Genomic DNA, 25383 nt, shown 5'->3' on the forward strand with positions numbered 1-25383 from the left:
GGACGCATCCCGGGCACAACATTTGAAATGCCTCAATAACAACAACCCGTCCCCTTAGACCGCCTAAGGTTAGGGGTGTGTCTGTGTTAAACCATTCCGAAACGTCTAGTTCTGGTGTTTGCATTTTCATTGCCCTCAATAAAACGCAGCCGTCTTGGGTTCGGCGGCTGCGTAGTCGAATGTCAGTGAAGCTTCCCCGGCAGGCTCAGGTCGCCGGATGCGACGTCGAAAACATCTGTGACGCACAGCAAGGGCGCATGGATGTTAGCGTTCACTCGCAATGCAGAAGTGACACCATCGTAAGCGACACCATCCAGTTCTACGTCGCTGGCAAAGCCTGCGTTCACCACAATTTCGGGCCCATCAAACAGCGGTGTAAACCCTGGGCTGTCCAGAAAGATCGGGAACCCAGGCCATGTTGCAGGTAGCTTCGGCGTGGAACCTTCGGGGATGTCCCGTACGGCAAGCGCGTCGGGCCCGCACGCTTCGGTCGGGGTCAACACAACCCAGTGGCTGTGCCATTCGATACCGTCATTCGCCGGATCTCCGTCGCCGTTCTCGTCAAAAAGCGGTGTGTCATCAAAATCTGGATGACTGGTTGCGGCCATTGCAAGGATGCCTGTGCCGCCTTCGAACCCAACGGCCGAAGGGTCCAAAGAAGTAGGCCAGACATATGACCAGACGTCTGATCCACCGACCTCTCCGGTTGCCACCGGAACCGAGGCGCCAGCCGCTCCATTCGTTGTCATGTGAAAAGTGACCGTGTTTCCATTGCGATGCGCATGCGTTGCCAGAATGTCAAAGTCCGCGACTTTACTGGCGTCCGGCGAAGATATGATGGCGCCATCTTGATGGATGGCATGGTTCCCATCTGCAAGAGCCGTGCCTCCGATGACCAGCGCCAAAGTGGAAGTGAGCATTGAGAGTTTCATGAGTGTCTCCAATCAAATAATATCGAGTCGCTACTATAGTGAGAAATGCATTGCAACTATAATTTCGACTCGCTACTAAAAGTGTTATGAACACAGACCACCGCATACGCACGCTAATCAACCGTTTGGCCCGTATTGATGCTTCCGAAGGATGGGCGGGAGATTTGAACCCGACTCAGAGGATGGCGCTGGAATACCTCGCAGAGGCGAACATGTTTTCGCGCTCGCCGTCGCAAGTTGCGGAGTATATCGGAACAACCCGTGGAACGATGTCACAAACGCTCAAGGCTTTGGCGCGCAAGGGCTATGTAGAAGAGCAACGCAAAGAGCTTGATCAACGGTCGATCTCTTATGACCTGACCAAGGAGGGGGTCAAAATTGTACGTCAACCGAATCCTGTTGCACAGGCAATTGGAGATATACCCGTAGAAAACCAAGCCATGCTTGAGCAGGGGTTGATGCAAAGCCTCAGTCTGGCATTGGCCGCAAATGGAGGTCGGTCATTCGGCCAATGCAAATCCTGCACATACCATGATGCCACGACGGAAAACGGTTTCTGCAAACTGTTGGGTGTATCATTGGACGTCGGTGAAAAAGACAAGATCTGTATCGAGCATGAGGAAGCCAGATGAACCATTTTGATTTATCGGCGAACATCGACGGCATATTTGTCGGAGCGGTCAAAGATTGTTGGGAAGGCAAACCGCCATCGGCCATTCAAAAAGACAGGGTGGACGGGCGGCAGTTGATTACTTCGCTCGGATTTTCCGAGGATGCACAGGCAGATTTGACCCAGCATGGAGGCGAAGACAAAGCCATCCATCATTATGCTTTTGATCACTATTCGGCTTGGCAAGCAGAGGGCCTAATGGCACCCGGCACACTGCCAGTGGCGTTCGGTGAGAACATTTCAACAACGGGGCTGACCGAGGAAAACCTCTGCATTGGCGACATCCTGTCACTGGGTACGGCGGTTGTTCAAATCAGTCAGGGGCGGCAACCGTGCTGGAAACTCGGGCTACATACGGGGCGCAAGGAAATGCCTTACCAGTTTCAGAAGACGGGCCGAACCGGATGGTACTATCGTGTGCTCGAACCTGGCGAAGTTGGTTCCGGTGATCGGATTACCTTGGTTGAAAGGTTAAATCCCAATTGGTCTGTATTGGCCGTCACTCGTGCAAGGTTGACTCGTCGCATTCTGCCAGAAGATGCAGAGGTGTTGTCTCAGATGAAAGAAATGGCTCAAGGTTGGCGACAAGCTTTCTGCCGAATGGCGGAAGGCAACACCATAGAGGATACATCGGTGAGGCTAGGTGCCTGAGGCATCGTATGAAGCATTTAAGCCGTGGTTAGCGATAACGCACCTTCCTCGAGCCGAAAACAATCGAGAACACGAAAGCAGCTAACCGCCTACTATCACTCCTTTGGCAAACCGAACTCATTTGAGACATAAGCCTCAGCCTCGATGAAAGTTAGTAGCCTTGGGGCAGAAATACTTGACGTTAGGGTCAGAATTGAATGACGCAAACTGCTCATTGCTTGAGGACACCCTCTGATGGGCATGTTTTTCATATCACGTTGCCGCGAGGTCACCCGCCGCTTGAGCAAGAATCCAGTCAACCCCGCGCAGAAAATCGTCTATTGTCAGGGGATTGTCTTCTCCGCTCGAGGCTGAGAGCACAAACCCATGCGCATAGTCGATCAGCACGTGAACAAGAACATCACCGCCATCGCTGTTTTCGAGTTGGTCCGTGCTGACCTTTAATTCCTTGGCCACGTTCATGAGGTCCGCGCTCATCAACGCCACATCCTCAAGGATCGCGCGCAGTAGGTTGGCGTTCTTCAAGGCGTAACCGTAGTACTTCGCCATGATGCTTCGAGCCCGTTCGACCGGGGTATCCCCTTTTATACCTTCCAAGACTCCAGCAAATGCGAGTTCTACCAAATCGGACAAAAGCTGTTTCTTGGTGCCAGCGTGATAGGTCACTGCCATCGGAGTCACGCCAAGCTGATCGGCAAGAATACGAAACGATAGCGCGTCAACGCCTTTGCCTTGGACAATCGGCAATGCGGCCTGCAGGATCACTTGCTTCGAAAGGCGCTGTGCAGCCTTTGACGGTCGCCCTGGTGGAGAAGCTTTCGTCACCTGGTTTTCAGTCTGTAATCGAGATCTACCAGACCGGAGGAAAAGCTGCTAACCGAAACCAATTCCAGATCAACGTCACCTTCTGTTTCACCAAAGATCCGAATGCCTTCACCAATCAGAATGGGAACCAAGGTAATCCGCATGTCCTCAATCAGCCCGGCTTTGAGGAAGGATTGGATGATTGCACCGCCATCCACATAAACTCGATTGTAACCACGCGCGCCAAAGTCCTCCATCAAATCGGTGGGTGTTTTGTCTGAAACTTCAACTCTTTCGCGCAGCTCATCTGGAATGCCTGAGGTTTTCATTGAGCGACTGAGAACCACCACTGGTTTCTTGTAAGGCCACTCCCCGAATCCCAGAACTGTCCGGTACGATCCGGACCCCATCACGATCACGTCGACGCTACTCTGAAACGCGGCAAACCCGTGATCTTCGTCTGCAGTGGGTTGCTTTTCCAACCAGTCCAGCCTGTGATCTGGCCTTGCGACAAAACCGTCTAGGCTCATTGCCATCATGATATGTCCTGTGGGCATCCTCTGGGTCCCTGTAATTTATTTATATGCCGTATAATAATGGCTCTGAGGATACTCAAGGGGAATGAATGTTACGATTGACCCAGAATCCAGTCCGAGAAGGACTGTACTGCGCCGGTTGGTGCGGAGCTATATGGTTGAACCAAAAAATACCCATAGTCGGGCAGATCGGTTTCCGACAACCGAAACAGTCTTTCAGCATTTAGATCGTCCCGAACCAGATCATCCATCAAAGCTATTCCCTGTCCGTCGATGACTGCTTGCGCCCGGACATTTGGGTCAGGAACGATTAGCGCATCTCTCCTTGATTGTCGGGGAAGCTTTGCGACGTTCAGCCAATCAGACCAGGCGTTGCTGTCATCACGATCTCTCAGCAGCGTAAGGTGCGATATTGCCTCTTTCATTCCTAACTCTATCACTAGGTCAGCTGCCGCCCGGTCACCCACAGGATAGGGCGGCATGGGCATGAACGGAGTTACGGTGCCGCCGATCCAATTCCCGTTACCCCACCTGATTGCAAGATCCACATCCTGCGTCTCAGCTTGTGAAAACTCGATCATCGGTTGAATGCGAATCTGCACGTCCGGGTGGCTTTGCATGAATGACATCAGGCGTGGCGACAGCCAGCGCGCAGCGAAATAGGTCGAGACCCCAACGGTTAGAGAACGCGTTGAAATCCCCTTTAATGCATAAATTTCAGCTTCGATTTCTTCATATCGGGTCTGGCAGATCGCGAGCAGTTTTAATCCTTCACCAGTGAGTGTGACACCACGCGATGTGCGCTGGAACAGGATCATCCCAAGATCAGCTTCAAGCGTTTTGATCTGATAGCTGATGGCGCCCTTTGTCATGTTGAGCGCCGATGCTGCCGTCGAGAAGCTGGAATAACGAGCAATCTCGGCAAATAGCCTGAGTAAGTCATGGTGATGAAATCGGGTACTCATATCTTTAGTGTACAAAATTTCTAAACGCTAAGAGTAGTTTTTTTCGATTTTCAAATATGTTTTTAAGGTCGAAAACCGCATTCAAGCTCGTGGAGCGATGAAATGAAGTTGGACTTGTTGAACGCAAAAGCAAAAACACCGACACCGGCGGGGCACCGCGGCCGCGCGCGCAGGCGCCGCTTGGCCCGTAGTATTGCCCCTTCTGAGAGCACACCTTTCACGGGTCGCAGGATACCTGCATACAATCTACTAAGTGAAACGGTATTGGCCCGGATCGAAGATCAAGCCGATTGGATTCTAAGCAATATTGGCGTCGAGTTTCGGGGGGATCGAACGGCACTGGATCACTTCGCCCAAACGGGTGCCCGCATCGATGGCGAACGCGTGCGGTTTGAACCGGGGCACGTCCGCGCGCTTTGCGCTCCTGCCCCAAGTGAATTTCAGTTGCATGGCCGAGACCCGGTCAGAACGGTGACACTTGGCGGTGACAACGTTGTGCTGATGCCGGGATACGGCTCTCCCTTTGTCAGCGATCTGGTGAAGGGCCGACGATATTCGACGCTGAAGGATTTCCGCAATTTCGTCAAACTGGCCTACAGTGCGGCTGCCTTGCATCATTCCGGCGGCACGGTTGTCGAGCCGACAGATGTGCCGGTGAATAAACGGCATTTGGACATGATGCTGGCGCATCTGACACTCTCAACCAAGCCCTTTATGGGCTCTGTTACGGCACCCGAGCGCGTGCGTGACAGTATCGAGATGGCACGCCTCGTCTTTGGACGCGACTTCATGGAGAACCACGCGGTGATGCAGGCAAATATCAACGTCAATTCGCCGCTGGTTTATGATGATACCATGTCGTCGGCTCTGCGTATCTATGCGGAGGCAGGCCAATGTGTCTGCGTCTCCCCTGCGATTTTCGCGGGTGCCATGGGGCCGCTTTCGCCGGCGGCGGTGGCGGCGCAAACTCTGGCAGAAGCGATGGTTGGCATTGCGCTTGCGCAACTGGTGCGCCCCGGTTGTCCGGTCGTGTTCGGCTCGTTCCACTCCACAATGAACTTGCGCACGGGCGCTCTAACCTTTGGATCGCCCGAGGCGAACATGACCACGATGGCGCTGACACAATTGGGACGAAGGCTTGGCGTACCTGTGCGCTCTGGCGGTGGGCAGATCACCGCCTCCAATGCGCCAGATGGGCAAGCGATGCAGGACAGCACCGGTGCCATGTGGTCCACGCTTTTGTCCGGAGCCCATCAGGTCTGGCATGCGGCAGGCTGGCTCGAAGGTGGGCTTGTGATGTCCTACGAGAAATTCATCATGGATCTCGACCACTGTGGCGCGATGCTGAAACTGCTGAAGGGCTTCGAAACGAATGAGGAGGCATTTGGCCGTGATGCCTATTTTGAAACGGGCCCGGGCGAAAATTTCCTGTCGACCAAACACACGCTGCGCCACTATGCGGCAGCAAATTATGAGCCACAAATTTCTGACGCAGGGCCATTCGAGACCTGGTCTGAAAATGGTGCTCTCACTTCAGACCAACGCGCCACCGCGCGGTGGCGTCAGATGTTGAACGATTACCAGCGTCCTGAAATGAAACCCGGCATACAAGCCGCGCTTGAAGACTTCGTGTCAGAGCGCAAAGCGCGAATGCCGGATGAATGGTACTAGAACGGAATACCCAATACCTAAGAACTCTGCCGGGATTGCCAACTTGCTTGAGCAAGATTGAAGAACGTCGGCGCCTATGTCGTCAGGAGGACATTTCGCGGGCATAGCTGATCCAAAACTGGAAGGCATCTGATCGGGCATGGTGGAATAAAGCTGAAGTAAGTTGATAGCGGGGAGACGGGAGCTGATGGTGATCTGGTCATGGGCAACCAGAAATCTCTGAGTCTGCCAGAGTGACTTGTCGGGACCGATGATCTTTTCGCGTTTTCGGGTTGATTGGTGGGATCCTTCAATCCGGTTACTTAGACCCTTGTGCACTGCGCAGTGCTGGGCTCAGGTTTTGGAAGACACTGAACAATTTCAAAATTTGATTTCGAGAACGAACTCACTTCGGTGTTTCCAGTCGCCTTTGTTCTCGCTCTTTTCTTGTCTTCGCATTGAGACCGGCTCGGGCCTATTCAGCAATTTCGTTGATCAATCGTGTCTCGAGAAGTTGACCGTTCTGGTAAAGGACCGGGTAAGCAATCGATGCAATATGACTGTTGAACTCCCGGAAAGCCCGCAATGTCTCTAGATGAATATCACTGGTTTCGAAGCTTTCCGTTGTTCCATGCTGCAACCGGCGCAGGTGACGCTTGCGGCTTTCACGTTCCACGCGTTTGATTTCGGTTTTCTCAAGGCTGAGAAGCCGGGCGCTTTCCAGATCGTCTGAAACAAGTACATTTGATGCCAGTTTCATGTTTGCAAGAATACCTTCATGCATCTGAACAAGTTCAGACCAGCCATCTTGCGAAAAGCTAGAGCCTTTGGCCCGCATTTCACCGGCCAATACAGTCAGGCGTTTGGCGACAACGTCACCCGCCGTTTCAAGCCTGATCGCAAACTCCATAAGGTCGCGCGCGGTTTTAGCATCGTGTTTTTCATATAGCTCAGGGGGTATCGCGGCGACGAAGGCTCGAATACCCGAGAGGCACCGGTTTACGTCCTCGTCAATGGCCTGAACTGACCGGATCTGTTCTTTGTCTCCGCTGCGGTAAAGTTCAAGAGCAGGACGGAACATGGTTTCGAGAAGATCGCTCATCCGCAGCAGCTCACGCTTGAGGCTCGGCAAGGCCTGATTGGGATTTGCCACGTCTTCCATGTCCAATGCGCTGACCGGTAGTGCGGGTTGCGACTTCTGTACTTTCTGCTGGTCTGGCAAGAGCCTTTCGAACAAGTTCTGCCAGTGTCCACAAAACGGAAGGGCTAAAACCAAAAGCGACAGGTTGAAAGCAAGATGCACGTTGACTAGCATTTGCCCCCCTTGCGGGTCGCCCAAAAGCCCGGTTCGTAGGGCAAAATTTGCTGCAAACAAACTAGCCAACGCCCAACTTCCTCGCAGCGCCAAATTTGCATAGGGTATTCGTCGGGCCGTCACTGGCATTCCTCGGGTTAGCCATACCGGAATGAAGGCCGAGCCAAAGTTCGCGCCAAAAACCAAAGACATTCCGGCGGCAAATGGGATCGCTCCAATTTGCACAAGTGTCACACACATAAGGATGGCCGCTACCGAGGAATGCATGACGAAGGCTAAGGCACTCCCGACAAGAAATGCAGTGATATAGTCGCGCGACAAGTAATCCGCCACTGCGGGTAAAAATGCACTGTCCCGAATTGGATCCATCGCCTCACGAAGGAACCGAAGTGAGATCAGGATAAAGGCAACGCCCATCAGAATGCGCCCTAGCTGTCGGGCTTTTTTGGCTTCGGTCTTGACGAATAGATAACCGCCAATCGCCAGCAGCATTGGAATAAGCCAGTCCAACCGGAAAGTAAGAATCTGGATGATCAGTGCTGAACCCAGATCGCCTCCGAGCACAATCGCCAGACCGGCAGGAAAACTCAACATTCCACTGGCAGCAAACCCAGAGGTCAACAGCGCCACTGCCGCCGAACTTTGCAGTACAACCGCCATCATCAGACCCACAAGTGAGGCCTGCAGGTAACTGTGCTGTCGCGTCAAAACGCGCTGGAACGACGCTCCATAGCTGCGCTCAATTCCAGTGCGTACCATTCGAACTGCAAAAAGCAGCAACATCGTCGCGCCAGCAAGGCTGATTAAAAAGCTGACTATCGCCATGCTCTACCTCACTCCCACGGTTTGCTTGGAATAACAGGGTGCGCTGCAATCCTGCCAACCAACGACCGGAGACCGACCCGGTGATTTTGCGGCCGAGTAATTTCGATAAAACGCTCAGCGCCCGAGTTTGCTGAAATAAATCGGACGCGTCTGTTCCATCGGGGAAACGCATACACTTTCTTGGTGGTAGGCAGTGGCCCTTGGCACCATAATTGAGAATTGATCTCCACGTCCATTGACCACTGTTTTCCTGGAAGCAGAGAGAGCAACGGCGTGAATTGCTCTAAAGGTATGGCCACAAAGATCAACATTCGTCCTTAATCGCGTTGACAACAATGCCGATTGCACAGTCGAGATCCTTGCGCGTGATCGTTAGCGGCGGTGACAATGTAAGCACACACCCCTGACTGATTTTGTAGCTTAGGCCAGCTTCCAAACAAGCATAATAGATCCGCTCGGCTCGTGCATTTCCAGGTGTCTTGTCGGCACGGTCATCGACAATTTCGACACCAAACATCAGACCACGGCCGCGAATGTCACCGACGATCGGGATATTCTGAAGCTCGCCCATCAGACGATCCATAGCGTGCTCGCCCAACTCAGCCGCCCGGTCAACCAACCCTTCATCTTCGATGATTTGTATTGTGGTAAGCGCGGCGCGTGCAGTCACCGGGTTTTTTTCGTGTGTATAATGTCCAATGGCAAAGTCTCCGCAGACGTCTAGTTTGGTTCGCGCGATACAAGCTGCAATCGGCAGGATGCCTCCGCCAAGTGCCTTACCCAAGGTGACGATGTCAGGGATAATCTCGTCATGCTCAAAGGCAAACATCTTGCCGGTCTTTCCAAGCCCCGTGGGAATCTCGTCCATGATCAAGAGAGCCCCGTGACGATTACACGCCTCCCGCACAGCTTTCCAGAAGCCCGGTGGCGGCACATAAGGCACCGCGCGCATAGGCTCAGCGATGACCGCAGCTACGTCTCCCTCGCGTTCTAGAACGAACTCGACCATTTTTGCACAAGCCAACCCACAGGTATCTGGGCCGGCGTGATTGTACGGGCATCGGTAACAGGCAAAAGGTGCCACGTGCTCTGCACCCGGGAGAAGCGGGCCGGCTATATGGCTGCGAAATGTCGCCTCGCCGCCGACGCTTGCGGCGCCAAAACCGGCACCGTGGAAGGCATCCCAGAAGCTAATTGTTTTGAACCGACCGGTGGCAGCGCGCGCTATCTTGAGAGCGACCTCGTTTGCATCAGAGCCGCCGGTCGTAAACAGCATTTTCCCAAGGTCGTCTGGCGCGATTTCGGCGAGCTTTTCGGCCAATTCAACCGCGGGATCATTGGTGAAGCGACGGGGTGCGAAAGACAGGTCATCCAGTTGCGCCTTGATCGCGGTGATCAAACGGGGATGTCCGTAACCGATATGATGCACTGAATTGCCATGGAAATCCATGTAACGGCGGCCGTCCAGGTCTTCGACCCAAATCCCCTCAGCCTTGGCAATGGTGCTAACGCATGGCGAGGACAGTGACTGGTGGAGAAACGCGTTAGCGTCGCGTTTCAGCAAGGGTGAAGAATTAGGCCCTATAGATTCCTTCATCCATGCTTTTCGCGCGCTGGAAGTATTGGATTCGCCTTCCGTGTGGACGATTTGTGACATGCTTTTTCCTCAACGCCGCTTGTGAAAAAATGCGGACCTCGCAAAGTCCGCCAGTACCAGGGAGGAACTTGTGGTGCCCCGACCCGGGTCGGGACGGGGCACAAAAACTAGCGTGGCCAGGGCAGCGAGTAAGTTTTTACGTTAGTAAAAAACTTCATTGCCTCGATGACACCTTCTTTGACCCCATTACCGCTGTCCTTGATGCCTCCGAAGGGGGACATTTCGATACGGTATCCGGGTTGTTCCCAAATGTTGCAGGTGCCCACGTTCAGACCGTTGATAAAGGCAATCGCACGGTTCAAGTCGTTCGTACAGACGCCTGAGCTGAGGCCGAATTCGGTACCGTTCGAAATACGCATCACCTCGTCGTCATTGTCCGGAACCCGAACGATGGGCACAATGGGGCCAAAGGTTTCTTCCATCACCAGCTCGCTGTCATGGGGGACCTTATCGACAACGATGGGCGGCAGTAGTGCGCCCTGACGGCCCGGATGATAGAGGATTTCTGCGCCGTCGGCCTCGGCCATGTAAACGCGTTTTTCGAATAGTTCAGCTGCCTTGTCATGGATGACACAGCCCAGTTCGGTCTCGGGGTCTTGTGGGTCGCCGAACTTGATCTGCTTCGCCTTTTCCAGAACCAATGGCACAAACTTGTCGGCCACGCTTTCTTGCACCAGAATACGTTTGATCGCAGTGCAGCGCTGACCCGAATTGCCTGTGGCGCCTGCCACTGCAATGGTCGCGGCCTTCTCAAGGTCCGCGTCAGAAAGATCGTTCAAAACGATCAGAGGGTCATTGCCCCCCAGTTCCAGAGCTTGCCGCTTGTAAACGCCTTTTTCGGCGATCATCTTACCCACCGGCACGCCGCCGGTGAATGTGATGATGTCGATGTTGTCATTGGTGATCATCTCATCGCCAATGTCACCTGGCCAGCCGGTAACCACTTGGAACATCTCGGGTGGTAGACCCGCGTCGTAGAGGATGTCAGCTAATGTCAGCGCCGTCAGTGGCGTCAGTTCCGTCGGCTTACACACCATGCAGTTGTTGGTCGCGATTGATGGCGCGATCTTGTGGCTGACCATGTTAAGTGGATGATTGAATGGTGTGATTGCCGAAATCGCATTCACCGGCTCGCGCATGGTGAATATTTTTCGATCTTTGCCATTATGGGTCAGGTCGCATGAAAAGATCTCGCCATCATCCTTCATCGCCTCAGCGGCGGCGAACTGATAGACATCTTGTGCACGCTTGGTCTCATAAATCGCATGCTGGTGACAGATACCCAGTTCCAACGTCAGCCATTTGGCAAGGTATTCACGACGTTCACCAATCAACTCGCCCGCACGCTGCAGGATCTGGCTGCGCTCATACCGTGTGAGCTTTGGAGTGTAATTTGCCGCGATTTCGAACGCTTTGCGCGCATGTTCCGCCTTGCCGGCGGGTACATGCCCGACAATCTCGTTTGTGTATGGGTACAGAACCGGCACCGTTTCGTCGGTAAAGACGATCTCGCCCCCGATGCGCATTCCTTCATTGCGGATTTCGATTTTCGACATGGTTTGATCTTTCATGGATTACTGCGCCGCCGCTGTGGTTGCATAGAAAAACGCATCAAAATTGCGCAACTCGGGCGCAGTCCCCAAGTCGATAACCCGGTTTACGATGAAAGGAACTTCCTGCTCGGTCAGTCCACCGTGGCTGCGCAGCGGCTCGTTGAGAGCGGCCAGATCGTGGCGGTCTTCAGAGGTACCGATACAGATGTTCTCACCCGAGACCATCACAATATCGCCAATGCGGTCACCGGGCAGTTCAAAGCGCTTGATCGCCTCTTCTTTGGTCAAAACATGAGTGATGCCGGGTGTAGCTTTCAGTTTGCCGATGATGTCGTTGCGATCCGCGTCTTCGGGCAGATAGCAGGTGGCAAACGACCCGAGTGCGCCGTGGTGCACCACATAGGGGTCCGTGATCGGCAAGATGACACGGGCCGCGTCCTTGCCCAGCCATTCATCCACCAGATCCTGCACATATACCACGCTGGGCGAGCCATCGGCGTGGTGCTTGGGCTTCATGCCGTGGTCGGCGGTGACCACGATGGCAGCGCCCATGGCGTCCAGTTCGGTCAGATATTTGTCAAACATCTCATAGAATGCCTTGGCCTCGGCCTGATCGGGTGCGTATTTGTGCTGCACGTAGTCGGTGGTGGTCAGATACATCACATCTGGTTTCCACTCTTTCAGCAATTTGACACCCGCAGCAAAGACAAACTCGGACAACTCTGCCGAATAGACCTCGGGTTGGGCCATGCCCAACCATGCGCTTGCTTTCTCCTGACCATGCTCAGCCTGGGTCGACGTGTCGGACTTTTCCGCAGAGAAGCATTTGGCCCGGTCGTCGTCGAACTTTAGACCCGCCCCCAACAACGCGCGCAGCTTGTCCTTCGCGGTGACTATGGCCACCTTGGCGCCAGCGTCATAGAACTGCTTGAACACGGTCGGTGCACGCAAAAAGCGCACATCGTTCATCATCACTTCTTCACCACTGTCCGGATCAATCAGATAGTTTCCACAGATGCCGTGCACGATAGGCGGACGGCCAGTCGCAATGCTGAGGTTGTTAGGGTTAGTAAACGACGGGATCACCGAATGGGCCAGCCGGTCAGTGCCGGTTTCGCGCATCCGCTTGAGCGTCGGCATCAGACCGTCAGCAATAGCTTTGTCCAGATAATCCGGCTCACAGCCGTCAAGGCAGATGGCAATGGCGGGCACTTTGGGCATCGGGTAGACACGCTCGTTGGCTTCAACAGGGGTGTGGATGGTCATTTGGTTTGTTCCTTGATCCTTAAGCGGCCAGTTTGGCGCGTTCTTCTAAAGCTTGGAGAGGAGGTGTGGCACTCGACACACCCATTTTTTCCAGAGTTTCCTTGGCGGCAATTACAACTTTCCGCATAACCTTGTCGTCCATCTGACCGATGCACCCAACGCGGAAGCTGTCGACGACGGTCAACTTGCCCGGGTAAATGATGAACCCTTTTTCTTTCATCAGTTTGTAGAACTGATCAAAGACAAAGTTTTCATCGGCCGGGCAGAAGAATGTTACGATGATTGGGCTCAGCCAGCGATTGTCGAGCAGAGTTTCGAAACCCAGCTCACGCATGCCGGCGACCACAACATCCCTGTTGCTGGTGTATCGGGCTCCGCGACCGGAAACGCCGCCCTCAGCCGCATGTGCCCTGAGGGCTTCGATGAAAGCGGCAACCACATGGGTGGGCGGCGTAAATCGCCATTGACCGGTTTTGTTCATATGCGCCCACTGCGCGTGAACGTCCAGAGACAGCGAATGACTGTTACCCTTGGCATCCTCAAGCTCGTTCTTGCGCGCGATTATGAACCCAAACCCCGGAACACCCTCAATACACTTGTTGGCGGACGAAACCATTGCCTCATAGCGGACTTCCGTAGGCTTCAACTCGATCGCACCAAAGGCTGACATTGAGTCGACAAGAAGTTTGCGACCAGCGGCGTAAACCGCCTCCGATATTTCCTCTACCGGATTCAGAATGCCCGAGCTTGTTTCGCAGTGGATAGCAACGACATGGGTGATCGCGGAATCATTCGCCAGAATCTCGGCAACTTCTGAACCACGCGGCGGCAGATAGTCGCCCTTGTCCAAGACAACATGATCGCGTTCCAGATACTCGAGCGTTTGCGCCGAGCGTTGACCGTAAGCGCCATTGGCCAGCACCAATGCCTTGCCATCGCGCGGAATGAACGAAGCCAGCATCGCCTCTACTGAAAACGATCCGCTCCCCTGCATCGGTACGCAGTCAAACTCATCGGCGCCCTCGCCAAGCAATGCCAAAAGACTGGAGCGCAACTCCTGGGTCATACCCCGAAAGTCATCATCCCAGCTTCCCCAATCCCTCAACATGGCTTCTTTCACGGCGTATGACGTGGTCAAGGGGCCAGGAGTTAGTAGATAGGGCTCGCCGAGACGCGGTTGTTCAATTTGAGGAAAAGAAGACGTCATAACCAAGCTCCAGATCAACGTTTCAAAGACACAGTTGCAGCAACCGCAGCTATATGTGAAATTGCAAATATCAATCTAATTATAAGCTCAGCCTATGCTCGAACCTTCAGGAGTTTGAAATGCGACATAGCCAGCTCAAAGCCTTTCATTTCGTGGCCAAATATGGTGGGTTTTCGCGTGCTGCAGAGGCGCTTTTTTTGACGCAGCCAGCAATTTCAGAGCAGGTTCGCAAACTTGAGCAGGATCATGATTTGTTGTTGTTCAAGCGTGAGCGAAAAAGAGTGAACCTAACCCCGGAGGGGACGCAGCTTTACCGGTACACCAAGCAGTATTTTGAGATCGAGGATCAGATCGAGGACTATCTGTCTGAAACGAGGGCTGCGATCGACGGCGAGCTGCGGATCCTTGCCGATTCCGCGCACCACTTGACCGACTTTCTGGGGCCATTCCGAGAAAAATATTCAAACATTACGATTACCGTCCGCGCTGGCAACACCGAGGACATTTTGGAGGAACTCAGATCTTACAACGCAGAAATTGGTGTTGTTGGCAGCGTGTCTCCCGGCAAGGACATGAGCGTTCTTAGCCTCGGTTCGACCGAGATCGTGGCATTCACGGCCCGCAGTTTGCTTCTCGCGTCAAAACCTACATTGTCCCTCGCAGAGCTGGCGGAGTTGCCTCTCATCTTCAGGGAACAGGGATCAAAAACACGCCAAAAGCTCGAAGATGAAGCCAGTAAACGGGGGGTGCCGCTGAAACCGGCGATTGTGGCCGAAGGAAGAGAGGCCGTCAGAGAGTTGGTGGCATCAGGTGCAGGTATCGGGTTCGTGTCCCAGGCAGAATACGGTCACGACGACCGACTCAGACAAATCAAGCTGCAAGACGTCGACCTGCAAATGGGAGAAAGTATGATCTATCTGTCCCAACGGCGTGAGGTGAAGACCATTCGCGCCTTCATGAAATTCGCCAATTCTGTTCTAGAAGAAAAACAAAACCCCACCAATCAGTGATCGGTGGGGAGATGCCTAAATGGGCTTTCTTGTTAGCGAGTTCGCCAGGCTTGCGTGCGACCGAGGACGCCTTTGGAAGCAATCAGGTGGATGATCCGCGCTGCGGCGTTTGTGTAGAAGATCATCATCCCCATTGCGGCAGCCGGCGCAATATCGCCCGCATCGTCCATGTTTAGCACTGCAATAGATGCCAACGTGGTTTTGGGCGAGTATAGGAACACAACCGCAGATACCGTCGTCATTGCGTTTACGAACAGATAGATTGATATGTCCAGCACGGCTGGCAGGCAAACAGGGACCGTGACACGGGCAAACAACTTCATCGTCGGTTGCTTGAGCGAGGCTGATACCGACTCGAATTCTCTGTCCATCTGCTTGAGTGCTGTCACTGCCGTCAGGTGCGACACAGTATAGAAGTGTGTCACCGTACAGATCACCAAAATTGCCATTGTTCCGTAGATACCGTTCAGCGGATTAGACGGGCTATTGAAGAAGAAGATGTATGACAGGCCCAGTACCATGCCCGGGATCGCCATTGGCAGCATCGCGAACATCTGAAAGATCGATCGACCTGTTCTGAACCCGTTCGACTTTTCAACCAGATAGGCACCAAAGAAGACGACTGAAGTACCGATCACCGCCGTCAAAAGCGCCAGCTTGATCGAGTTAATGTAGGAGCCCCAACCGCCACCATCCATCTTGTTGAAATCGTAGTTCTTCAGGCTCAGGCTCAGGTCGTAGGGCCAAAACTTGATGAGCGCCGCGAATTGGCACACAGCCAGCAGCCCAACGATGAACAAACCGATCAGACAGCAATAGATTAGAAAGAACCGATCTGCCTTTCGATTTGGGGTTGGCTGGTACGGGACCGACCGGGCCGACAATAAGGCAACCTGCTTTGATTGCACCATGCGGTCGATGGCGAACGCCAGGATTGCCGGGATAACCAGAACGACCGAGACTACGGCACCCATTTCAAAGTTCTGCTGGCCGATCACCTGCTTGTAGATATCAACCGCCAGAACGTTGAACTGACCTCCAATAACTTTTGGCAGACCAAAATCAGTTATGACCAGATTAAATACAACGAAAGCGGCCGAGATCAGACCATATCGCGCGCCGGGAACGGTGACCGTCCAAAAAGTACGCCACGGCGTTGAACGCAGGCTGACCGCAGCTTCGTATAGTCGTGCATCAGAGATCGCCAGTGCCGTTGAAATGATTAGGAAGGCGTGCGGGAAGGTGAAGAACACCGAGCCTATCACGATGCCAATCGGACCATAGATACTGGCGCCGAACAGCAACTCTTTTATCATGCCCTGATTGCCGAACAGATAGACCAGCGCGATCCCGGGCAACAGCGAAGGCACCAGGATCGGAGCCATCGCAATCAGACGAAACACACCCTTGAACCGCATGCAACTCCGGTTCAGCGCATAAGCGAACCAGAACGCCAAAGTTACTGTGACAATGGTGCTAATTACAGAAATCCAAAGGGAGTTCTTGATAGAATTGAACAGTGCCGGGGTTGAGAAGTAGTTGACGAAATTTTCCAAGCCTCGCGATTGAACTGGCCTCAGCTGAACCCGCCGGAACTGATTGGAATCGAGCGTGACCCAATCCGTATTGTCTTGCAGCGTTGAACCGACAAGAAACCGCCCGGTGTCGCTTGTGTTACGGATTTGGTACATGACCGGACTGCGAAAGCTGAAATCGGGAAAAAGCTCGGTTACCGATAGCCGCCCGTCTGAGCCGGTAGACAGATCGGTGCCTGAAAAAGCCCCGATTTGTTCGTTCAGTGTGTCGGCTGACAGGATGGTTCCGTCAAATTGCCCCGCTTCGTCACTGACCTGAAACTCGTATTGTGACAACTCCATCCGATAGGTCGAGAATGACTTGGAAAGCATCGTGTAAAGCGGCAGGACCAACGTCGCGACCAGATAGAGTGCGATCACGAACATGCTGCCGCGCATCAGGATGTCATCCCTGCTGAGCTTGGGTTTGATGTCAGGTCCGGCTGGAAGAGTCCCCGGGTTGGTTGAAATCTCGCTCATGCTGCCGTCTCCGGAACATCGAAGGCCATTAGCCGGTTTTCGGGCAGTTCAATCACCATGGTCCTACCCTCTTCCAGTTCTAGGCGGCGCACGGCATTGATCGAAAAATCTGCGATCAGTTCCGAAGATCCAAATCGCTCGTTGCTCAAGCGGCATCGCCAGAATGAACCGAGGAATTCCATTTCATCGAGAGTGACGTCGATGCAATTCCTGTTGCCGCCGGTATCGAGATAACCAGCCTCATGCGGGATGATATCCTCGGGTCGGATCGCCGCAATCGCTGGCATTCCGTCGTTGAACGTGTGGCTGAGGCACGCAAAGGTCTTTTCGCCGACGCTCAGTCGACCACCCTTGGTGACCTGAGACTGGATCTGGTTCATTTCCCCGATGAAGTCTGCCACGAACAAGTTTGCGGGTTCTCGGTAAATTTCTGTAGGTGACCCCACCTGCTCGATAACCCCATGATTCATGACCACGATCCGGTCCGCCATCGCCAGCGCTTCTTCCTGATCATGCGTAACCATCACAGTAGTCACACCCAGTTTGCGCTGCAGCTCTTTGATTTCGTGACGTAGATGGACGCGCACCTTTGCGTCCAATGCCGAAAGCGGCTCATCCAGCAACAAGAGACCGGGGTTGGTCGCAATGGCGCGGGCCAACGCAATCCGCTGCTGCTGGCCACCGGACAATTGCGCAGGATACTTTTTGCCTTGTTCAGGCAACCCAACCAAATGAAGCAGTTCGCTGACACGAACGGCAATATCCGATTTGCTGCGACCAGTGTTTTCCAAGCCGAAAGCAATGTTCTTTTCGATCGTCAGGTTCGGGAACAAGGCGTAAGACTGAAACACAATCCCGAAATCACGCTCTGACGGCGGCAGATTTGACACATCCTTGCCGTCTTGCATGACAGTGCCCTTGGTTTGCAGATCGAGACCCGCAATCGCCCGGAGCAAGGTTGTTTTGCCGCAACCCGACGGCCCCAGAAAGCAGACAAATTCGCCTTCGTTGATTTCGAGGGATATGTCCTTGAGTGCAAGAAAGCTGCCGAACGCCTTCCACAAATTCTGGATGCTTAGATACAGTTCACCGGGTGGGGTTTTCTGAAGCACGGGAGCGGTCCTCATATCTGCACCTCGGGAACGGCCGATCTGGGCCGGTTGAAGCCGGGCGCGCTGGTCGCGTTGTTTGGAAAAATAGAGTGGTGTGCAGAAGAGGTGCTTACACCTCTTCTGCTGGTTGGTTTACTTCGCTTCAGACTTCCCGTCATAGCGAGACTGCCATTCTTTCAGTATCGCCGCGCGGTTGTTGGCGGCAAATTCAAAGTCGTTGTCGATCATCGCATCCAGAAGACCTTCAGGGAAGTGCTCGACCGGTTTTGCGACGCCAGGATAGGCGACAACGGCGTACCCTGTGTTGTACATCTCGTTGGCTCCCTTGGTGACGGTGAAATCAACCAGTTTCTGCGCGGCTTCGAGATTTGCAGTACCGGCAACAATAGCGGTCGCTTCCATGTCCCAGCCGACACCTTCTGACGGGACAATGATCTCAAGCGGCGCACCATCAGCTTTCGACTTAGCACCACGGAAAGCAAAAGAGATGCCAATCGGGATCTCACCTGCAGCAGCCAGTTTGCACGGCTTTGAACCAGAGTGGGTATATCGCGCGATGTTCTCGTGCAATCCGTCCATGTACTCCCAGCCGCCTTCTTCGCCGAACATCTGCAGCCAACTTGAAACATCAAGGAAACCAGTGCCCGACGAGTTCGGATTTGGCATGATCACCTGATCCTTATACATGGGGTCTGTAAGATCCTTCCACGATGTCGGCGGCGTCAATCCCGCTTTCTCGGCCTCGACGGTATTGTAGCAAACTGCGGCAACCCAAGCGTCCATGCCAACCCACGCCGGAGGATTGTCGCCATCGACAAATTTCGCGTCTAGGTCGCCAACACCCGCAGGCGCGTAAGGCTCCAGCATACCTTCGGACTTGAGCAACAACAGCGAAGTGGCCGCGAGACCCCACACGACGTCTGCCTGAGGGTTGTCCCTCTCGGCCAACAGTTTGGCGGTGATGATCCCGGTCGAATCCCGCACCCAGTTGATTTTGATGTCCGGATTGCTCGCATTGAACGTCTCAGCGTAGCGCGCCAGGTCTTCAGCTTCGACGGCTGTGTAAACTGTCAATTCGGTTTCAGATAACGCAACTGTAGCAGTCAAGGAGCTTACGGCCAGGGCTGCAAGAAATTTGGTCTTATGTTTCATCGTGATCCTCTGTCGGTTGATTATTCTCGGGAACGCCATTCTTGAGCAGCGCTTATTTGCAGTTCCATGCCCCGGCAGTGTGACAGATAAATAGATCAAGAAAAATCGATTATACCTTCCACATCATAAGCAAAACCTATGTAAGGCAATCCGCCCTAGCGCTCGGAATTGAGTGTCATACCCCATTGATATGAGATAGGAACTCTCCCTGCACCAGTCACCCAAGAGTTTCGTTCAAATCAGTGCGCTTCGGCATTCGCCCATCGAACGGGCGGTGGGCTACGAAATCCGAGGCTACATACTGCTACCTGTCGACTGACCAGCCGCCAATCGAACATGACTGTCATAGTGCTCGCAAATACCTTTGCAAATGTCTGACGTCAGCACTTGCGGGACAGTACAGGTCGATTTGATAAGAGAGATTTTCTGGCACATCGTACCCGCCAAGGAGTGGAGGTGAGATAGAAACCCAGAACACGTAAGAGCCACGGCTAAAAGATCGTCAAGGATATCCGTCGTGCTACCCGCAAGCACTATTCAGCGGAAGAGAAGATCTGGATCGTTCTGGACAAGCGCAAGGGCGAAGGCAGCATTGTGGAGCTGTGCTGCCGGGCAGGCATTGCTCAGAGTCTGTACTATAGCTGGTCCAAAGAACTCCCTGAAACTGGCAAGAAGCGCCTCGCGGGCTATAAGATACGTGCGGCGACCTTATCCGAAGTTAAAGACCTGCCCTTGGACTCGTTATCCCGCAACTTCCTTCTCCTTAGTCCAACTTGTAAGTCATCTTGTTAGGGCCAGAACCACAATTCCAACTGCTACGATTATCGCCGCCAGGAGCCTGTTGGATTTTGGGCCCTCACCAAACCACATCACACCTATTATTGAAGCGAAGATGACCGAACTTTCTCGGAGCGCTGATACAACACCCAACGGCGCGAAACTCTTAACATAGAGCACCAGACCATAGGCTAAGCCGGAAATGATTCCTCCTGCTAAGCCTGACCAGACATATCTCTTTGGAAGTGCGATGAGGCGCTCCCATCGGGTCGAGAAGATGAACCCCGCCACGAAGATCTCAGCCACGAACAATACCGTGATATATCCAAGCGTATTCCCTGACAGTCTCACGCCAATACCGTCGACTAAAGAGTAGGAAGCAATCATCAAACCTGTTCCGAATGCCGCCGCGATACCTACCCAGTTCGTGCCCTTTCCAAGTCCGCCAAAAGACAGGCAACCGATGCCGGCCGAAATGCAGACAATACCGATCCACGCGCCCGGAGGAAGGAATTCACCGGCAAGAAAGACCGCTCCCAACGCCACTAATATGGGCGTTATCCCGCGCGAGATGGGGTACACCACCGATAAATCGCCGTAACGGTAGGCCGTGTTGAGAAACCAGTAGTATCCCCAATGAATCAAGGTGGAACCAATAATGTATGGAATTGCAGCCATTACTGGAAAGCCCGTAAAAGTAAGCACGGCAAGCGCAGGTATGGCATGCCCGATCGAGATTAATCCCAACATAATGGCCTTGTCAGGCGCGCCCTTTACGACCGCATTCCACAGCGCATGAAGGAAAGCCGCAAACAGTACGATGAGGATCGCATGTACTGTCATAGCTCGTCGCAATCAGCGAAAACGCCTTGTAGACACATATGATTTTGCACCTCTATGCGCTCTGCTTCATGCGCTGATCGACTGGCGTTCTACCAAATCTTCGCTTGTATCGCTGCGAAAGCGTCGTACAGGAAACAAATCCACAGGCCAATGCAATTTCTGTCATATACAGTTCAGTGAATTCGGCGATGGCATGAGCCTTCTCCAACCGCTCTGCCATATAGTTTGGCTTTGAGTTCGTCATGGTTCGTAACGAGGTTAGGCATTGATTGGCGGTCAAAACTGTCAGGCTTCCGTGTCTTGAGAGAATTCAATCAGAATTGAGGAAAACGTTTTATTTGCGATATGAACGCCCTAGGGTCCTATACCCGCCTCAAGGCCAATCCGTTAAAAACATTCAACACGCCAGCAGGCAGGATATCCGCGATCAGTTCACAGAACACCATGATTGTCGCTGGCGTTGCTTGGCCGAATTCAGGACCACGCAATAGCCTGCATCTCCAGATTGTCTTCCAGCTTTTGCTCTATCCGCATGAGAACATTCGCGCGCTCGGTCACGCTGGTCGAACCTCAGGCATCGGCAGCCGAATGCGCTGGGTCCAGCGCGGCCTCAACGTCTGAAGCATCAGACCGTGTGATCTGGCCAATGGGCTGGACGGGAATCGGGCTTAGATTGTCAAAATACCGGCCTGCCTTTGGCTTGCAAAAGCCGCCTCCGATCAAATTGCCATAGCGGGATGCAGGGGGCGAGATACTCGTTACCGCCTGCAGATTGGTCATCTCATTTATTGATTTTCTCCATAAGTTCACGGTCGGGGCTTTTGATATCCCGCGCATCGGCTGACGCAGCGGTGTGGAACCCGGCCTACCGTTCTTGTTGTACGGCGACTTGGCTAACACGATGAATTTTCAGAATGTATCCGACCATAATAGTATTACTTTGGTCGCTGCTTGGGGTCTTCCTGTCCGCAATCGCCGAGAGCGCCAAAAAATGCGCCTCAATGTAAGCGCTTGCACGAATCGAATGTAAGCGCTTACAGTGTCGCTCAGAACTGCAACCTTTTCGGATCCTGTTTTATGTTCCTTACCGCCTCGCTGATCGTCTTTGTCATCTACTTCGCCAACGTCGCTCTGGGGGCCTTTGCAGCAAGCGCATTCCTTGGGGACGTGGGCGAAATGCTGGTTCTGTTTGCCGCGTCGATATTGTTTGTCGTCGCCATTCTTCAAAAAGAGGCTGACCGAAACAAAAAGAACGGCAGCTAAGGATTTCTGGGAGGAAACATAATGGACAAAGATCGCAAGGACCTTGCGTCGGCAGCACGCCGAAATTTTCTGAAATTGACGGCAACAGGCGGCTTCACAGCGGCCATGGTAGCTGGTGCTGCGGGGACGTTGTGGTCAACTGAAGCTGCAGCGCAAAGTGCCAGCGAAGAGCGCGACCGCGAGGCTGCAGCGGACCATATCATGGTTCTGGCAACTGCCTATCCGGTCGGTGCGTCGCGTGGTTATCCAATCATGCAGCTGGACCTGAAGGAAAACATCCAGAACGCGACCAACGGCAAGGTCTATGTCAAACTCGCGCCTGGCGGGCAGCTGGGTGCAGGCGGCGCGCTGGTGCAGGCGGTGCAGGGTGGCACAATTCAGGCAGCACAGCATTCGCTTTCGAATTTCGCGCCGTTTGCGTCGACCGTTGACCTGATCAACATGCCGTATCTGTGCGGGTCAAACCAGCGTTTCACAAACCTCGTCAACTCGCAGTTCTGGAAGGACACGGTCGAGCCGAAGGTTGAGGAGAACGGCTTCAAGGCGCTGTTTTATATCAACATCGACCCCCGTGTCGTTGCCATCCGCAAGGGTGGCCCCGGACCGGTCTTGACACCTGGCGACCTGTCCGGCGTCAAGTTCCGCGTTCCCGGCTCGAAGATGCTGCAGCAATACTACCGCATGGTTGGTGCAAATCCGACGCCTGTGGCCTGGGGAGAAACCCCGTCTGCGATCAAACAGGGCGTCGCTGACGCGCTTGACCCGTCCGTGGGTGCGCTCGAAGTCTTTGGTTTCAAAGATATCCTGAGCCATGTGACCTTCACTCAGGCCGTGCCGGATAGCCAAGTTTATTCGTGCAACCTGGAATGGTTTAACTCAATGCCCGCCGACGTGCAGGAAGGGATCATGTGGGGGTCCGAGATGACCTCGCACCAGAACCTTGCCAAAGTGCCATCGGCCCGCGCCTACGCTATGGCCGAACTGATTAAAGCAGGTGTCGAATTCCACTCGCTCAGCGAAGAGCAACTGGCCGAATGGAAAGCCGCTGGTGGCTACCAACGGTCCGAATGGGACGAGTTCAAGATCGATCTGGCCGGGTCCATGGACAACTTCGCCAAGATGGAAGAAGCCGCAGGTACCCAAGGTAAGTACTACGTGCATGACGCTTAACTGTCGGGTCGGGCGTGCCTCCACGCGCGCCCGATCACCAATCTTTCCCGCCTCAGTAAAATCCAAACGCGTCAGCGCGGTGCGTTTTGCTAGGCAAATCAGCAGGTTCTCACATGAGCTTTTTGCGCCGAATTGATAGAGACGCCGAGCGCTGGTTGCTTCTGGTCTTCTACGTGATGCTTGTCATCACCATGGCGATCGAGGTGCTGCGCCGGGAAATATTCTCTTTTTCCTCGATCTGGGGCGAAGAAATTGTGCGGTACTCCTTCATCTATCTCGCATGGATTGGTGCTGCGGCTGCAGTGAAAGAGCGCGCGCATATCCGCATTGACGTGCTGATGCACTACCTTGGGCCGCGTCCGAAGGCTTTGCTGTATATCTTTGGCGACCTGGTGATGTTCGGTGTTGCTGTGATTGCCCTCTATTGGTCCTACGAAGCCGTGCATGTGTCTGCCAAATTCGGATCGGTCACGGACGGGCTGCGCATTTCCAAAGTATGGTTCCTGATGGCGGTTCCATTGGGGTTCGGCCTGATCATATTGCGGCTGATTCAATCCCTACTGCGCGACATCCATTCTCTCAGAACGGGCAAACCCGTTTTTGAGGGCGACACACTCTTTGATTGAGGGATGATTTGAATGCTTTGGCAAACCTTTGATCAAACCGTCGAGCTGGGTTGGGATTTCTATCTGCCCGTTATCATATTCGTCTCGCTGATTGCACTGGCGGTTCCGGTTTGGGCCGCCATCGGGACCTCGGCGATCCTGATGTTGGTCATGTCCGGCGACCTTCCCCTGAGCCTTGTTGGTGAAAAGCTGTTCACCGGCATTGATGCCTTTGCGCTGACCGCGGTGCCGCTGTTTATCCTGACAGGGGACGTGCTGGTCCGAACCGGGCTCAGTCGAAAATTCCTTGATGTTGCCGAGGCACTGACGTGTTTCACCAAGGGTGGTTTCGGGTCTGCGACGGTTCTTGTCTGTGGCATGTTCGCGGCCATTTCGGGATCGGACGCAGCTGGTGCGGCCGCGGTCGGACGTATGACTATCGCACGCTTGGTCGAAAGCGGCTATCCGCGTCCCTATGCCTGCGCTCTGGTGGCGGCGGGCGCCTGTACCGGCATTTTGATCCCACCGTCGATCGCCTATATCATCATCGGCCTTGTTCTGGGGATATCCGCATCGACCCTGTTCCTTGCGGCCTTGATCCCGGGGATCGCGATCCTGTTGTCGATCCTGATCACGAACCTGATCGTGAACCGCATCTACGCCTATGAAGGTGGCGGACAGATGACGATGGCCGAATGGTTGGGTAATCTGGGCCGTGCTCTAAAATCCGGTTGGTATGCGTTTATCGTGCCGGGCATCATCTTTTACGGCATATTCTCGGGCCGCCTGACACCAACAGAAGCGGGTGCAACGGCCGTCGTCGTGACAATCATCATGGGCTTTATTCTGCGGACGCTGTCCCTTGCGGATTTTCCCGCCATGCTGGTCAGTTCGGCAAAGGTGAACGGCGTCATCCTTCCCATAATCGCTTTCTCGGCTCCGCTGGCCGAAGCGCTGGCCATCATGGGCGTTCCGCAAGGTTTTGTGACATCGGTGACCGGGCTGACGGATGAACCATGGTTACTGATCCTGCTGATGATCGGAATCCTGATCGCCGCCGGTTGCGTTATGGAAACCACGCCGAATATCGTGATCCTTGCGCCTATCCTGAAACCACTCGCGGACAACATCGGCATGAACGAGATACAGTTCTGCATCATGATGATCACAGCTCTTGGCGTAGGCTTCATCACGCCGCCATTGGGGCTCAACCTGTTCGTGGTGTCTGGCATAACCGGGGAATCCATCCTCAAGATTGCCGCCCGTGCCGTTCCCTTTGTTCTTTGCATGTTCTTGGTTGTGTTGCTGATTGCTTATATGCCAGCGATTTCGACTACGTTCTTGCCCGAAATCTACAAGTAGGACC

General features: G+C 53.8%; 23 protein-coding genes and 1 pseudogene. 10 read left to right on the top strand and 14 right to left on the bottom strand.

Going from position 1 to position 25383, the window contains the following annotated elements:
• Positions 1 to 182 precede the first annotated feature (182 nt).
• Positions 183 to 932: a hypothetical protein gene (locus AC2FIC_RS04290; protein WP_496692043.1), complete on the bottom strand. Its 750-nt coding sequence runs from the start codon at positions 930 to 932 to the stop codon at positions 183 to 185.
• Between the two features lie 86 nt (positions 933 to 1018).
• On the opposite strand from AC2FIC_RS04290, the gene AC2FIC_RS04295 reads away from it, so the two are divergent.
• Together AC2FIC_RS04295 and AC2FIC_RS04300 are read left to right on the top strand one after the other, a co-directional pair.
• Entirely contained in the window at positions 1019 to 1564 is a 546-nt protein-coding gene (locus AC2FIC_RS04295; RefSeq protein ID WP_496692044.1) for a MarR family winged helix-turn-helix transcriptional regulator, read from the top strand.
• Positions 1561 to 2253 carry an MOSC domain-containing protein gene (locus AC2FIC_RS04300; RefSeq protein WP_496692045.1) on the top strand — a complete coding sequence of 231 codons (693 nt, stop codon included), beginning with the start codon at positions 1561 to 1563 and terminating at the stop codon, positions 2251 to 2253. Before AC2FIC_RS04295 ends, AC2FIC_RS04300 begins: the two co-directional genes overlap by 4 nt.
• Before the next feature lie 252 nt (positions 2254 to 2505).
• Here AC2FIC_RS04300 and AC2FIC_RS04305 read toward each other — a convergent pair whose 3' ends face one another.
• The 3 genes from AC2FIC_RS04305 to AC2FIC_RS04315 all read right to left on the bottom strand — a co-directional run bounded on the left by AC2FIC_RS04305 (position 2506) and on the right by AC2FIC_RS04315 (position 4558).
• Positions 2506 to 3078, bottom strand: a complete 573-nt coding sequence (locus tag AC2FIC_RS04305; protein WP_496870022.1) for a TetR/AcrR family transcriptional regulator — start codon at positions 3076 to 3078, stop codon at positions 2506 to 2508.
• Positions 3075 to 3593 (bottom strand): dihydrofolate reductase family protein, encoded by a 519-nt coding sequence (locus tag AC2FIC_RS04310; protein ID WP_496870024.1) that lies wholly within the window; start codon positions 3591 to 3593, stop codon positions 3075 to 3077. The genes AC2FIC_RS04305 and AC2FIC_RS04310 overlap by 4 nt, the downstream gene beginning before the upstream one ends.
• Positions 3594 to 3685: 92 nt before the next feature.
• Positions 3686 to 4558 (bottom strand): LysR substrate-binding domain-containing protein, encoded by an 873-nt coding sequence (locus AC2FIC_RS04315; protein WP_496870025.1) that lies wholly within the window; start codon positions 4556 to 4558, stop codon positions 3686 to 3688.
• A gap of 102 nt (positions 4559 to 4660) precedes the next feature.
• On the opposite strand from AC2FIC_RS04315, the gene AC2FIC_RS04320 reads away from it, so the two are divergent.
• Positions 4661 to 6229, top strand: a complete 1569-nt coding sequence (locus AC2FIC_RS04320; protein WP_496870026.1) for a trimethylamine methyltransferase family protein — start codon at positions 4661 to 4663, stop codon at positions 6227 to 6229.
• 454 nt (positions 6230 to 6683) lie between these two features.
• On the opposite strand, the gene AC2FIC_RS04325 is transcribed toward AC2FIC_RS04320, so the two are convergent.
• The 5 genes from AC2FIC_RS04325 to AC2FIC_RS04345 form a co-directional block, all read right to left on the bottom strand.
• A complete protein-coding gene (locus AC2FIC_RS04325; RefSeq protein ID WP_496870027.1) occupies positions 6684 to 8348 on the bottom strand; it encodes a Na/Pi cotransporter family protein in 1665 nt (554 codons plus the stop codon).
• Positions 8349 to 8652: 304 nt separating this feature from the next.
• Positions 8653 to 10005: a (R)-1-hydroxy-2-aminoethylphosphonate ammonia-lyase gene (pbfA, locus tag AC2FIC_RS04330; RefSeq protein WP_496692051.1), complete on the bottom strand. Its 1353-nt coding sequence runs from the start codon at positions 10003 to 10005 to the stop codon at positions 8653 to 8655.
• Between the two features lie 107 nt (positions 10006 to 10112).
• Positions 10113 to 11576, bottom strand: coding sequence for a phosphonoacetaldehyde dehydrogenase (phnY, locus tag AC2FIC_RS04335; RefSeq protein WP_496692052.1), 1464 nt, complete (start codon positions 11574 to 11576; stop codon positions 10113 to 10115).
• A gap of 3 nt (positions 11577 to 11579) precedes the next feature.
• Positions 11580 to 12824: a phosphonoacetate hydrolase gene (gene phnA, locus AC2FIC_RS04340; RefSeq protein WP_496692053.1), complete on the bottom strand. Its 1245-nt coding sequence runs from the start codon at positions 12822 to 12824 to the stop codon at positions 11580 to 11582.
• 19 nt (positions 12825 to 12843) lie between these two features.
• Complete coding sequence (locus AC2FIC_RS04345) at positions 12844 to 14031, bottom strand: 2-aminoethylphosphonate--pyruvate transaminase (RefSeq protein WP_496692054.1); 1188 nt, start codon at positions 14029 to 14031, stop codon at positions 12844 to 12846.
• A gap of 119 nt (positions 14032 to 14150) precedes the next feature.
• On the opposite strand from AC2FIC_RS04345, the gene AC2FIC_RS04350 reads away from it, so the two are divergent.
• Complete coding sequence (locus AC2FIC_RS04350) at positions 14151 to 15041, top strand: LysR substrate-binding domain-containing protein (RefSeq protein WP_142637687.1); 891 nt, start codon at positions 14151 to 14153, stop codon at positions 15039 to 15041.
• A 32-nt stretch (positions 15042 to 15073) separates the two neighbouring features.
• On the opposite strand, the gene AC2FIC_RS04355 is transcribed toward AC2FIC_RS04350, so the two are convergent.
• The 3 genes from AC2FIC_RS04355 to AC2FIC_RS04365 all read right to left on the bottom strand — a co-directional run bounded on the left by AC2FIC_RS04355 (position 15074) and on the right by AC2FIC_RS04365 (position 19359).
• A complete protein-coding gene (locus AC2FIC_RS04355; protein WP_496789155.1) occupies positions 15074 to 17095 on the bottom strand; it encodes a putative 2-aminoethylphosphonate ABC transporter permease subunit in 2022 nt (673 codons plus the stop codon).
• Entirely contained in the window at positions 17092 to 18222 is a 1131-nt protein-coding gene (locus AC2FIC_RS04360; RefSeq protein ID WP_496701308.1) for a putative 2-aminoethylphosphonate ABC transporter ATP-binding protein, read from the bottom strand. Before AC2FIC_RS04360 ends, AC2FIC_RS04355 begins: the two co-directional genes overlap by 4 nt.
• Before the next feature lie 117 nt (positions 18223 to 18339).
• Positions 18340 to 19359, bottom strand: a complete 1020-nt coding sequence (locus tag AC2FIC_RS04365) for a putative 2-aminoethylphosphonate ABC transporter substrate-binding protein (protein WP_496870028.1) — start codon at positions 19357 to 19359, stop codon at positions 18340 to 18342.
• 498 nt (positions 19360 to 19857) lie between these two features.
• Here AC2FIC_RS04365 and AC2FIC_RS04370 point away from each other — a divergent pair.
• Positions 19858 to 20088 (top strand): annotated as a pseudogene (locus AC2FIC_RS04370) (transposase); the annotation flags it as partial.
• A 51-nt stretch (positions 20089 to 20139) separates the two neighbouring features.
• On the opposite strand, the gene AC2FIC_RS04375 reads toward AC2FIC_RS04370, so the two are convergent.
• The gene (locus AC2FIC_RS04375) at positions 20140 to 20979 is read right to left on the bottom strand and encodes a DMT family transporter (protein WP_496692057.1); all 840 of its coding nucleotides are present in this window, start codon (positions 20977 to 20979) and stop codon (positions 20140 to 20142) included.
• A 52-nt stretch (positions 20980 to 21031) separates the two neighbouring features.
• Positions 21032 to 21223, bottom strand: coding sequence for a helix-turn-helix domain-containing protein (locus AC2FIC_RS04380; protein WP_496692058.1), 192 nt, complete (start codon positions 21221 to 21223; stop codon positions 21032 to 21034).
• A 101-nt stretch (positions 21224 to 21324) separates the two neighbouring features.
• On the opposite strand from AC2FIC_RS04380, the gene AC2FIC_RS04385 reads away from it, so the two are divergent.
• The 5 genes from AC2FIC_RS04385 to AC2FIC_RS04405 all read left to right on the top strand — a co-directional run bounded on the left by AC2FIC_RS04385 (position 21325) and on the right by AC2FIC_RS04405 (position 25379).
• Positions 21325 to 21600: a hypothetical protein gene (locus tag AC2FIC_RS04385; RefSeq protein ID WP_496870030.1), complete on the top strand. Its 276-nt coding sequence runs from the start codon at positions 21325 to 21327 to the stop codon at positions 21598 to 21600.
• A gap of 456 nt (positions 21601 to 22056) precedes the next feature.
• The gene (locus AC2FIC_RS04390; protein WP_142637697.1) at positions 22057 to 22242 is read left to right on the top strand and encodes a hypothetical protein; all 186 of its coding nucleotides are present in this window, start codon (positions 22057 to 22059) and stop codon (positions 22240 to 22242) included.
• A gap of 21 nt (positions 22243 to 22263) precedes the next feature.
• Positions 22264 to 23412 carry a TRAP transporter substrate-binding protein gene (locus AC2FIC_RS04395; RefSeq protein ID WP_142637699.1) on the top strand — a complete coding sequence of 383 codons (1149 nt, stop codon included), beginning with the start codon at positions 22264 to 22266 and terminating at the stop codon, positions 23410 to 23412.
• Between the two features lie 113 nt (positions 23413 to 23525).
• Complete coding sequence (locus AC2FIC_RS04400) at positions 23526 to 24038, top strand: TRAP transporter small permease (protein WP_281973202.1); 513 nt, start codon at positions 23526 to 23528, stop codon at positions 24036 to 24038.
• A 12-nt stretch (positions 24039 to 24050) separates the two neighbouring features.
• A complete protein-coding gene (locus AC2FIC_RS04405) occupies positions 24051 to 25379 on the top strand; it encodes a TRAP transporter large permease (protein ID WP_142637703.1) in 1329 nt (442 codons plus the stop codon).
• Positions 25380 to 25383: the final 4 nt, after the last annotated feature.

The organism is Ruegeria sp. CDSC079, from assembly GCF_059610505.1.